We start from the raw sequence: 12,232 nt of genomic DNA, 5'->3' as shown, positions 1-12,232 counted from the left end.
TGTTTGAAAGATATCCGGTGATAAACCAAGCATACAATCTATCGCTAAAACTTGGAACGATCTTCCGAAATTATACCAGTAAAGAGCTGGCATACAAGCCCCTGGCCTTCTGGTATGATAATGTGGAAAGATGTGGTTTAGAGTCGTTTAGGACTGTTGCTAAATCCATCCAAGCGCACTACATCGAAATACTGAATTTCTTTAACAACAGAAGTACCAACGCTTCGTCTGAGTCCTTCAATGCTAAAATCAAAGCATTCAGATCCACATCCCGAGGCGTAAGGGACATTTCATTCTTCCTTTTCAGACTATCTAAACTCTATGCATGAATCCCTAACTCTTCCCCCCAAGAATTTGGCTTGATCCTCTAAACCTTATGCCCTAAAGCCTAAATCCCATACCCCTAATACCAAAAAAAGCCCAGATTTCTCTGAGCTTTTTGCGGTCTGGACGGGACTCGAACCCGCGACCCCATGCGTGACAGGCATGTATTCTAACCAACTGAACTACCAAACCGTTTTACTTTCCCGTTGCCAGAACAGTAATTCGTGCTGCAAAAGTAATAACACAAATTTAATAAAAAAGCTTTTATCCATAGTTTTTTGCAAGTTTTTTTTATTGTCCTGTCTATTAATCATTTATAAATGATTCTTGCTGAGGTCCCTTCTACGGACCGTAAGCGTTAGCTTTGGCTCTGGTATTCATTTAATTCTTATTATTCAATTCGGATTTGATTTCAGACTGTCGTTTTGATCCCGGCAAGGGTAGGTTCATATATCTATGCAGGTAAAATGTAAATGACCTACCTTTTACGAATTGGATCCACCATAATATAGGGCAATGCATTAATTTGGTGCTTGAAAGCCATGCACCAGCCTTGCTCTATTGGCTAGGAAGTATTTACAACCTCTGCCTTAATGAAACCGTCAATCTTTTAAAAACTCAATTGGAGCGTTGAAAGGGAGAGTTCCATGATGCGCCTCAAGTGGTATTTCCAGATCGATGCTGCGGAATGCTGATGAATTTGAACAGAGAATTACCTTGCCGAATAAGGCTCCACAACAAAGACATCACCCAGATTTATGGAAATAAGAAGATATAAAGGGTTAGTCTTCCCAAAACATTAATTTGTCGTTTTTTTACAAAGTGAAAGAAAATCAGGGGAACTAGTTTTGTGAAAACAATAAAATATAAATATGAGAAAAGTAGCTATTTTTATTGCAATGAGCCTGGATGGTTATATTGCAAAACCGAATGATGATCTTAGTTTTCTGAAACAAGTTGAAAAAGAAAATGAGGACTATGGTTATGCTCAATTTACCGATAGGGTAGATACTATCTTGATAGGAAAGCGAACCTATGATTATGTGGTTCGGGAAATTGGGGCTTCGCATTATGATAATGGAGAAAGAGATGTATATGTCTGGACTAGCACAGCTCGGCCGAGTACAGGACGCGTCCAGTTCTATTCGGGATCTTTGCCTGAATTGGTTAGTCGCCTGAAAGCTGAGCCTGGAAAAGACATCTACTGTGACGGAGGCGCCGAGATAATAACCGAGTTATTGAAACATAATCTGATCGACGAATTTATTATCTCTGTAATTCCCATACTATTAGGGGAAGGAGTAAGCCTATTTAAAGATGGCCGTCCAGAGCAGAATCTTGAATTTATCTCCTCAAAATCGTTTGAGACGGGTTTGGTACAACTTCATTACAAACGAAAATAGACCTTCGTACAGCACGGTTCATCTATTTGATACCGGATCCCCTTAACAAGATAAGTCCCTTCTGTTAGAGAAATGCTTCTCGACTTGAGGGGATTTTATGATTATATTATGACCTTGCAGAAGCTAATTTTAATTAATCATCCTTACAAAGCGGGTCACATATATCTAAGAGCAGAAATGGAAAACAGGAAGAAAATTTTAGTGATAGGGAGTTCGAACACGGATATGGTAGTGCAGACCAGTCATTTTCCTAAGCCTGGACAAACTGTATTAGGAGGAAAATTTATGATGAATGCTGGCGGCAAGGGAGCCAATCAGGCTGTGGCAGCAGCGCGTCTGGATGGACTTGTACGGCTGATAGCCAAATTAGGACAGGATATATTCGCCACGGAGGCCCTCTCGGGTTTTCGGAAGGAAGGGATAGATATTACCTACCTGCGGCAGACGTTCGAATATGCCTCGGGAGTGGCCCTGATTACCGTTGCTGAAAATGGAGAAAACGAAATTGTGGTTGCTTCTGGTGCCAATATGGATCTGAAACCAGCAGATATTTCGAACGAAGCCTTTGAAGAGGTGGGTTTGGTGATGATGCAGTGTGAAATTCCTTTGGAGACCATTTCTTATGTGGCCGATATTTGTAGTCGTAAGGGTATTCCTGTCTTGCTCAATCCTGCTCCAGCCACCAGCCTTCCCGAGTCACTGTTAAGTAGATTATTTATGATCACTCCCAATGAAACAGAAACAGAGGTGATGACAGGGATTTATCCAGGCAATCCGAAAGACATGGAGCGTGCGGCCCATTGGTTTCTGAATCAGGGGGTTCAAAACGTGTTAATTACACTAGGCAAGCAAGGGGTCTATTGGCAGAATAAAACTCAAAAAGGGATGGTTCCCGCCGTGCAGGTACAAGCCGTAGATACGACAGGGGCAGGGGATGTGTTCAACGGGGCCTTGGCACAGGCTGTCGTAGAAGGGTGTTCGTTGCCAGCAGCCTGCCAGTTTGCCGTGAAAGCGGCCGCCATTGCGGTTACCCGGCTAGGGGCACAGACCGCAGCTCCATTTCGGAATGAAATAGTATAAACTGGAAAAGCTTGCGGCGGTATTTATTCGAAAAAATACCACCGCAAGCGTATTAAAGACGGCCCACACACACCACCAAACTGTCTCGCCAATAAGGAATTTCGAGATTGAAGGTTTGCTTAATTTTGCTTTTATCCATGACAGAGAAAGCCGGTCGCGTGGCTTTGGTTTTGTATTCGCTGGATCGGATAGGACTTACCTTTGATTCAGAAAAGTCAAGATCAAATATGGCCCGGGCGAAATCGAACCAGCTTACCGCTCCTTCATTGCTATAGTGATATAGTCCGTAATGGGGCGTAGGGGACTCCATAATATCCACAATGGTATCTGCCAAGTCGATGGCGTAAGTAGGGGAGCCTATTTGATCAATGATTACATTTACATCCTTATGATCCCGGCTAAGTCGAATCATTGTCTTAACAAAATTATTACCGTATTCTGAATATAGCCAACTCGTACGGAGAATATAATGCTCGTCCAAAATTCCTACGATTGCTTGTTCCCCTTCCAGTTTGGTAAGGCCATAAATATTCTCGGGAGCCGCAATATCTGTTTCAGTGAGCGCATGCTGTACATCCCCTTTGAAAACGAAATCGGTAGAGATTTGAATCATGGCCGCACCATGTTTTTTACACGCATGAGCGATATTAGCTGCACCGTCTTTGTTTATTTTTCTACATATATCTTGTTCGTCTTCAGCTTTATCTACGGCGGTATAGGCCGCACAGTTGATAACAAAATTAGGCTTCTCCCTTTCTAGTAGAAGATCCAGTAAGGCGGGGTCAAGAATATTTCCTTCTTCCTCGGTGGGGAAAAGCATAGAATCGATACTTCTTTCCGATGCTACTTTTTTTAAGCAACTTCCGAGTTGCCCCGATGCGCCCAGAACAAGACTTTTCATAGATTTATAGTGATATGGTAAAATTTTGAATAATTCGGATATACAATACTCCAAGCTGGACAAAGATATTCAAAAAAAAGTCCGTCACCTGCATGGGACGGACTTTAGAAATCTATTAACGTTGAGTAAAAATGCATATGAATTAAAATACCTTGCCAGTTCGAATGGTCAACCATCGAAAATTCGATGGTTTTTTTGCAGAATGTTTTTTACAAATATTGAAAAATAATTCTGCAATTCAAATTTCAGAGCAATTTACTATAATCTATAGACTATACAGTCCTAAGGTTTGCACTCTGCTTTCTAACCGCAAGTTCAGCTTAATCGGGAAATCCGCTGCAAAAGTATGAAAATTGATAGTGCTTTTGCCGGAAAAATGGCAATTATCAGAAAAAATAAAAACATAATAAGATTTGCAGGTTTAAGTTGGCCAATTGTTTTGGTATATTCGTCGAAAAATAGTGGTTGTAAAGGCAGATAATGAAAGTGTTATGATCGACTGCCGAACTATTTGATGACCAGTTTTAAATAAATTTTTTCATATTTGAACAGTTCTGATATGTATCGGACCATTCTTTTATCCTACCTTTTAATTCTCTCAATATGTACCTGGGGCCAGTCTGAATATAGTGGGGAAAATTTGATATGGTCCGATGAATTTGATGGGGAAGGACTACCCGATTCCACCAAATGGTCTTTCGAAACGAAAGGAAATGCCTATGGATGGGGGAATAATGAAGCTCAGTATTATACCAATGAAACTGGAGGCAACGCTACCGTAAAAGATGGAATGCTTCACATAACCGCCCGAAAGCAGGATTGGCTAGGACGCAAATATACATCTGCACGCCTTTCGACTTCCCATAAATTTTCCTTTACCTATGGCCGCGTGGATGTAAGAGCCAAGCTTCCCTCCGGACGCGGCAGCTGGCCTGCCATTTGGATGTTGGGGCAGAATATACAGGCGAGCAAATGGCCTGATTGTGGAGAAATTGATATCATGGAACATGTTGGTTATGACCCAGGTGTATTACATGGGACGGTGCACACCAAGGCCTACAATCATGTCTTGGGTACACAGATAGGGAAGACCACCCTGATACCCAATCCCTTTTCTGAATTTCATATATATTCCATTGACTGGACTGAGGAAAAAATCGATTTTCTTCTTGACAATAAGGTGTATCATACCTTTCAAAATGATCGTCTCACCACTGCCGAGTGGCCCTTTGACTCTCCAGAATTTTTGCTGCTCAATGTGGCGGTCGGTGGGAATTGGGGAGGCTTAAAAGGGATAGATGATACGATATTTCCACTTACCATGCTCATCGATTATGTGAGAGTTTATCAAAAAAAATAATCGCAAGGAGTCGTCGTTAAGACCACTCGCTGCGATTATTATGATAGCTATATTATTGCTATATTATTGCTATTTTATTCACCAGCACTTTTATTGATCAGGCAAGGACTTTTAAAGAGCGGTTGCACCTACGACAATCTTTTTTGTAAGCTTTCGTTTCGCGACGGGTAATGACAGCAGGTAGATTCCGGGTATTAAGGTAAGGTCAGGTGACAAGGTATATTGTGTCCCTGATCGCTGAAGCTCGAATGTAAGCTGGCGCCCGGAGAGATCGGTAAGTCGCAATCCCTGGCTGTTCGCATTTTTTAATAGAAAGCGAATCTCCTGCTGTACGGGATTGCCTAATAATTGGAAAGCAGTAGCGTCGGCAGCATTGTCTATTGATAATATTCTAGAGTATTCTATACTTCCATCCCTGTCGACGATTTGCAGGCGATAATAATTATGCCCAACTACGGGCTGGCTATCGGCGAACTGGTAGGACTTACCTACGCGACTATCCCCCTGTGCATCAATACTGCCGATGGAAATAAATTCTGACGCATCTCTGCTTCGTTGAATGTTGAAATACTTGCTGTTATATTCCTGAGTCGTTTGCCAATACAGAGTGATTCTATTATCCCATAATTCTCCCTTAAAGGAAGAAATATTGACAGGTAGGGCCTGACAATCATACGGGAATTCGGCAAGCATAGCGTTGGGAAGATCGACTCCATCTACTTCTATCCATAAGCCCTTATCATCTTTCCCGATTTGGTTAAATGGTTGGTTGAGAAGGGAAAGTGGACTGCCGGCCTTAATGCTGAATGGGTTGCTTGTGCTGACAAGCTCATCTCCCGGATCTAAAATTCCCGGAGAACTACCATTATCAACATATACCTTATAAATCAGTTCCTTTTCTTCAGGATCTAATGTGGTAATACTAAGATTGAAACTCCTCTGTAGAACACCCGCCGGCTGGCAATTGAGCCTACCAGTAACCATCGGGTCAGTGACCATAAATCCTAGACCCTTCTGGTAGCAGTGGATAATTTTTCCATTAGCTGCCTGAGATGCCCAAGTATCTCCCTTGAGAGCGGGCATCAAACCATTGGCGGCAGGAGCACTTATAGTAATACCCTTAATCGTTATTTTGGAAAATCGACCATCTATTTCAGATTCATGAATACTCATTCCAGTAAGTGGTATTACTAGGTCGTCCGGTAAATAGGTATCGACTAGGCTTGCTGGACTGTCGTCGGTATTGATCACAATTGTAGCCAAGCTGTTGACTAAGTCAGCTGCTTCTGGAGAGCTGGGCCTGTGTCCATAGTCCAGATCAGGGTAATTATCCGAGGTCCATAAATGAAAATAGGCGAACTTGTTACCATTATTTCTTTCTATAGTGAAACTCAAATCGAAGATCATGGTAATGTAGCCGGACTGTGGAACAGTTGAGCGAAGTACAACTCCTGGCTGGCTGATGTTACATTGGGCTTTAGATCTCTGAATAGTGATAAAAGAACTAAAAAGTAGTGATAAAATCAAGGTGTAGAAATAATTAGTTTTCATGATTTCTATTATTTAGAGGAAGATTATACTATTATAATATAGATAATTGTCCAGTATGGTTATAGAAAAATCACTATTAAATCCATCAAAACAGTCTAGATAATTTACGTATATATGATGGAATAGAATGTGTTTGAAGAAAGGCCCCCAGTAATTGTAGGTTATATTAGAGGCACATTCTGAAGATCAGATCCTTTCATAGAAGTATTTTTATTAATAAATAAGACTATTTTAAAAGTATAGTCCTCCGTTTGACAAAATAATTCAGTGGTCTCTAACGAGTTGACAAGTCATGATACCTGACTTACAAATTGCTAATTGATACATGACTTGAAATTATTATATAGTGGAATCTTTTATACAGGACGCGAATCGGACATGGGAGAAATATTTTAAAACTTACTACCTTCTGCTTATTAGGGGGTTTCCATCCATAGACTTGAAGGGGTTTTTAAAAAAAATTAATAACTTGCTTCTCAGTTGCCCGAAAAGTGGCTAATTCTAAACCAAAACCTCTATGAATAATCTTTTAAAGCGGGCGCATTCCCCCGTTCTGTTATTACTTAGTTTTCTGATAGTTGCCTCCTGTTACAACCAGAAGGAGGATGAGAAGATCAATCGACCCGTAGTAATTGGTTATGTTGGTGGCTTTCATGGCTTGCTGGATACCGAAAGGATCCAAGTGGAGAAATTGACCCATATCAATTATGCCTTTGTAAATATTGTGGATGGCAAAGCATTTCTGACCAATGAAAAGACTGACTCAATTAATTTTCGTAAACTAAATGAGTTGAAGCTTAAAAACCGGGAATTGAAGATACTGATCTCAATTGGTGGATGGGCCTGGAGTGAAAATTTTTCTGATGCAGTGTTAACAGACTCCTCCAGGAAAGTTTTTGCCAAAACCTCCGTGGATATTATTCGGAAATACGACCTTGATGGTGTAGATATTGACTGGGAATACCCGGGTATGGAAGGGGAAGAAGGAAATGTATTCCGACCCGAGGACAAGGAGAATTATACGCTGATGTTCGCTGCACTAAGGGAGGAGCTAGATCAGATGGAGAAGGAGACGGGTAGTCCTAAATTGCTAACAACGGCTGTGGCAGGTTTTGGGGAATACTTACAACATACCGATATGAAAATGGCGGCGAGTTATTTAGACTATGTAAACTTGATGACTTATGACTTATTTGTGCCCGACATCTCAGTACATCATGCCGGTTTGTATGCTAGTGATGGTTATGATTCCAACAAGAATGCCGATCATTGCGTCAAAGCTTTTATTGCAGCCGGAGTACCGGTGGAGAAGTTGGTGATGGGACTGCCTTTTTATGGCCGCTCCTTTACCGTGGAGTCTCATGCCACTCAGGTGGTAGGGCAGCCTTACAGTGCTAAAAGCTATATCGACGGCTACGGGTATATCAAGGATAGTCTGGTCAATCAAAGGGGGTTTCAGGCTTTTCGGGACGATAGGGCTCGGGTGCCTTATATTTATAATGCGGAAACCGGGCAGATGATTAGTTATGACGATGAGCAGTCTGTTGAAGAAAAATGTAATTATGTTTTGAAAAATAAAATGGCGGGGGTTATGTTCTGGGAATATGATTCAGATCCAAAAGGATATTTATTAGGTGCGATTCACGATACTTTTAATTGAAAAAACACCTGCAGCACCATCTATTTAAGATGGTAATTGCAGGTGTTTTACCTCTGATTTTGATAAGATTATTTCAGGCCTTTGCGTTTCTTATAGGCTTTAAATCGCTCATTATATTCCTTGAGCTCTTCGTCTTTGAAACGCTCCTGAAGCTTGGCAGGGAGTTCCAGACGCTCCTTCATCTGCAAAGTATGTTCCATTTCTACCAGTGTGTTGACTCCCTTTTTGTCCTTTTTTAATTCGAAATGATCGTACAAATCGTCGGTCACCGTAAAAGCCTTATAGCTAAGGGCGTCATTGTCTACCGTTATAATCTGATAAAGTTGGGTATTAGACGCGGCACGATCCATCCAGTTTTGTAGCCCTATATCATACATTTTTGGTCCACTTACTGAAACTACGTAAATGGGTCCGTCAGGTTTTTTCCGACTTTGTCCTTCCGGCATATTGATTCCTCGACCATAGGTATGATCATGTCCCTGAAGCACCAGATCCACTCCATACTTCTTATATAAGGGCTCCATAATTAATCTCCAGTCATCATTATCCCGTCCGTTTTTGGTGGAGTAAATGGGATGGTGATGGAAGACTACTGTCCATTTATTGGTATTGGCCTGGAGTACCGTTTCTAGCCATGCCGCTTGTTTGATCATCATTGCACTGTCTAGCATAGCTCCTTGCGAATCTATGGAAATAAGTTTGATACCCTGATAATCGATATGGTAAGCCGTTTCTGACAAGCCTTCGGGACCATTTTCGGGGAGAGCAAACTGTGGTCTCCATTGCTGAGATACCTGATAGTTCTTTTCCTGGTCGCGATAATACTCATGATTTCCCGGAGTGGAGAGGCTGGGAATCATCCCGTTAATCCATCCACCCGCTTCAAACCATTCACCCCATTCATTATCAGCATTGGCTCTATTGATCAGATCACCTGCATGGATAATAAAGTTGGCTTTGGGAACATTGGAAAATGCTCCTCGGATTGTGCGTGACCACATGCTACGCAGATCATTCTGAGCATCACCGAAGTAAATAAAGGACACGGGTTCGGTTTTGTCGGAAGCGGTTTTAAAATGAAACCATTCGCTCCAGTACTTGCCATCACCCACCCGATATACATATTGGGTAGAGGGTTTTAGGTTGGTGAAATTTACTTCATGATTGATCACCGTGCGTCCTTCAATGGTGGTGGGCAGGTTTTTGGCTTTGATCAGGCGCGCATTGGGTTGGAAATCGGGGGAGGCGTCGGCCTCGTGAATGGCCGCCATTCCCTCCGTAATGGTAGAGTCTGTGCGCCAGTTCACGGCCTGGCTATGCGCTGCATCGCCTTTCCATCCCAGTATTACCCGATCGGGGAAGGGACTGGCAGGGTATGTTTTACTTTCCTGGGCCAACACCTGAAGGGAAGAGACCACCAGGCATGTGAGAAGTAAGGGATATTTCATAGGTATTAAAACTTAGGTTTGTCATGTCGGAATCAACCGGTAATATTACCCTCAAAAATCGAAATAGGACCAAGACCAGATGTTAAGTATTTATGAATTCGATGCTTTTTAGCATCTGAACCGTTTTTTGGGACACCTGTAAAGAGCTAGCAGAACACTTAGGTTAACTAATTTCTATTTCCTACACCAGTGGTGGTGGGGAGTCCAAGATGGATATAGATGCTTATTTCCTATCCAAATGAATTAACTTTGTAATGTCATTAATTGAATAATCTTGAATCGGTCTACTTTACTTATTACGCCCCCTTTTACCCAGCTGAATACTCCCTATCCGGCTACGGCCTATCTGAAGGGGTTTCTCAATACACTTGGTCGTATGTCATTCCAGGCCGACCTGGGAATTGAGGTGATTTTATCCCTATTTTCTTCAAAGGGATTGAAAAGGATGTTCCAAATTCTGGACGATTCTGATATAGCCCTCTCCGAGGAGTCCTATAGAATATATGCTTTAAAGAATGATTATATTGCTAGCATCGACCCGGTTATCCGTTTCTTAAAGAACCAGAATCCCACCTTGGCCCATAGTATCTGTGACCGGAGCTATCTTCCCGAAGCGGCTCGTTTTCTACAGCTCGAAGATCTGGACTGGGCGTTCGGAACGATGGGGATTCATGACAAGGCGCGCCACCTGGCTACTCTCTATTTAGAAGATCTGGGCGATCTTATTCAGGAGGCCATTGATCCTTATTTTGGTTTTAGCCGTTACGCCGAAAGACTCGGACGGTCTGCTACACATTTCGATGAAATGGAGCAAGCACTGAATGCGCCGGATACACTCCTGACCAAGATTCTGGTGGAATGTCTGGAAGCACATCTGGAGCGGCATCAGCCTTCCGAAGTCGTAATATCTGCCCCTTTTCCTGGCAATTTGTATGGGGGTTTGAAATGTGGACAGTATATCAAAAGGCTTTATCCCCATATTAAGGTGCTATTCGGCGGTGGATTTGCCAACACCGAATTAAGGTCATTGAAAGAACCCCGCCTCTTTAAATATGTGGATTATGTTTGTTTGGACGATGGAGAAGCTCCTTTGCAGATCTTACTGGAACATCTGGATGGGAACCGGGATAAAGAGCATTTGAAACGTGTTTTTGCCCTGGAAGAGGGTAAAGTTCTTTATTGGAATGGGGCAAAGGAAAAAGATGTAGCCCAACGGGACACAGGCACACCCGATTATAGTGACTTGAAGCTTTTGGACTATCTTTCGGTCATCGAAGTGGTAAATCCCATGCACCGGCTCTGGAGTGATGGGCGCTGGAACAAACTGACCCTGGCTCATGGCTGTTATTGGGGTAAATGCTCGTTCTGCGATATTTCTTTAGACTATATCAGGCGCTATGAGCCTATGACGGCTGCTTTACTCTGCGACCGTATCGAAGAGATTATTGCACAAACTCAGCAAAATGGCTTTCATTTTGTAGACGAGGCCGCTCCGCCTGCTTTACTTCGAGACCTGGCCATTGAAATAATCCGCCGTAAAATTACTGTGGTATGGTGGACGAATATCCGCTTTGAACGAAATTTTACTCCAGACTTGTGTCGACTCCTTAAAGCATCGGGCTGTATTGCCATATCGGGAGGACTCGAAGTAGCCTCCGACCGCCTATTGGAACGTATGAAAAAAGGTGTTACCGTTGCCCAGGTGGCCCGGGTAGCTCATGCATTTACCAAAGCTGGTATTATGGTGCATGCTTATTTGATGTACGGTTTCCCTACTCAAACGGCTCAGGAAACTATTGACTCCCTGGAAATGGTACGACAGCTATTCGACCAGGGCGTGGTGCAATCCGGATTCTGGCATCGCTTCGCCATGACGGCCCATAGCCCTGTAGGACTAGCCCCAGAGGCCTTCGACGTTCAAAAACTAGGGCCTGGACCAGGTGATTTCGCAAATAATGATTTGGAACATACCGACCCCAAAGGGGCTAATCATGATTTGTACGGAGAAGGTCTTCGTAAATCGCTATTCAACTATATGCATGGTATCTGTTTGGATTTTCCTTTATCTGAATGGTTTAATTTTAAGGTGCCCAAAACCAGTATTCCGGGGCGCTTTATTGAGAAAGCCATTGCCGATACAAGTGAATTGAGTACCCGGCCTAACGCACTCCTGATATGGATGGGGAGCTTGCCCGAGGTGAATTTGTTTGAGCAGGATGATCGGGCAGAAATGGTGTTTTATGACAAACGCAAGGAATGGGCTATTGAAGTGCGGCAGCCATTAGCCGAGTGGCTGGAAACCTGGTTGCCAAGACTTCAGATCGGCTCCCAAGCGCCAATTTTCTGGGAGAATTTCAGACAGGATTTCGAAAGACAAAATATCGGCAATTTCGACGTTTTAATGGAGTCGAAAACCTGGAAAATATTGCAGAGCAACGGATTGTTGGTGCTGTAGATGGTTTAACCTATATTTATGATGAAGCCTGATTTATGTAAACGTTCAGA

Annotated in this window: 9 protein-coding genes and 1 tRNA gene; 6 read left to right on the top strand and 4 right to left on the bottom strand. The window is 42.7% G+C overall.

Going from position 1 to position 12,232, the window contains the following annotated elements:
* Window positions 1-329, top strand: a 329-nt coding sequence (locus X939_RS23345; protein ID WP_025763995.1) for a transposase, incomplete at its 5' end; no start/stop codon positions are given.
* A 113-nt stretch (window positions 330-442) separates the two neighbouring features.
* Here the strand turns inward: X939_RS23345 and X939_RS0114410 are convergent.
* A tRNA-Asp gene (locus X939_RS0114410) sits at window positions 443-516 on the bottom strand.
* Between the two features lie 680 nt (window positions 517-1,196).
* Here X939_RS0114410 and X939_RS0114400 point away from each other — a divergent pair.
* Together X939_RS0114400 and rbsK are read left to right on the top strand one after the other, a co-directional pair.
* Window positions 1,197-1,727, top strand: coding sequence for a dihydrofolate reductase family protein (locus X939_RS0114400; RefSeq protein WP_025763994.1), 531 nt, complete (start codon window positions 1,197-1,199; stop codon window positions 1,725-1,727).
* Window positions 1,728-1,904: 177 nt separating this feature from the next.
* Window positions 1,905-2,807 (top strand): ribokinase, encoded by a 903-nt coding sequence (rbsK, locus tag X939_RS0114395; RefSeq protein WP_025763993.1) that lies wholly within the window; start codon window positions 1,905-1,907, stop codon window positions 2,805-2,807.
* Window positions 2,808-2,859: 52 nt separating this feature from the next.
* On the opposite strand, the gene rfbD is transcribed toward rbsK, so the two are convergent.
* Window positions 2,860-3,708: a dTDP-4-dehydrorhamnose reductase gene (gene rfbD / locus X939_RS0114390; RefSeq protein WP_025763992.1), complete on the bottom strand. Its 849-nt coding sequence runs from the start codon at window positions 3,706-3,708 to the stop codon at window positions 2,860-2,862.
* A 559-nt stretch (window positions 3,709-4,267) separates the two neighbouring features.
* On the opposite strand from rfbD, the gene X939_RS0114385 reads away from it, so the two are divergent.
* Window positions 4,268-5,068, top strand: a complete 801-nt coding sequence (locus X939_RS0114385) for a glycoside hydrolase family 16 protein (protein ID WP_025763991.1) — start codon at window positions 4,268-4,270, stop codon at window positions 5,066-5,068.
* 111 nt (window positions 5,069-5,179) lie between these two features.
* Here X939_RS0114385 and X939_RS23120 read toward each other — a convergent pair whose 3' ends face one another.
* A complete protein-coding gene (locus tag X939_RS23120; RefSeq protein WP_025763990.1) occupies window positions 5,180-6,619 on the bottom strand; it encodes a T9SS type A sorting domain-containing protein in 1,440 nt (479 codons plus the stop codon).
* Window positions 6,620-7,136: 517 nt separating this feature from the next.
* On the opposite strand from X939_RS23120, the gene X939_RS0114375 reads away from it, so the two are divergent.
* Window positions 7,137-8,279: a glycoside hydrolase family 18 protein gene (locus X939_RS0114375; protein WP_025763989.1), complete on the top strand. Its 1,143-nt coding sequence runs from the start codon at window positions 7,137-7,139 to the stop codon at window positions 8,277-8,279.
* Window positions 8,280-8,347: 68 nt separating this feature from the next.
* On the opposite strand, the gene X939_RS0114370 is transcribed toward X939_RS0114375, so the two are convergent.
* The gene (locus X939_RS0114370) at window positions 8,348-9,727 is read right to left on the bottom strand and encodes a purple acid phosphatase family protein (RefSeq protein ID WP_025763988.1); all 1,380 of its coding nucleotides are present in this window, start codon (window positions 9,725-9,727) and stop codon (window positions 8,348-8,350) included.
* 274 nt (window positions 9,728-10,001) lie between these two features.
* Here X939_RS0114370 and X939_RS0114365 point away from each other — a divergent pair, with 274 nt between their 5' ends.
* Window positions 10,002-12,182 (top strand): B12-binding domain-containing radical SAM protein, encoded by a 2,181-nt coding sequence (locus X939_RS0114365; RefSeq protein WP_025763987.1) that lies wholly within the window; start codon window positions 10,002-10,004, stop codon window positions 12,180-12,182.
* The last annotated feature ends 50 nt before the right edge of the window (window positions 12,183-12,232 follow it).

Source organism: Dyadobacter tibetensis Y620-1 (assembly GCF_000566685.1).
In the GTDB taxonomy this organism is placed as follows: domain Bacteria; phylum Bacteroidota; class Bacteroidia; order Cytophagales; family Spirosomataceae; genus Dyadobacter; species Dyadobacter tibetensis.
Note: the sequence above shows the minus strand (reverse complement) of the source record. Positions and strands in the feature narration are given on the sequence as shown.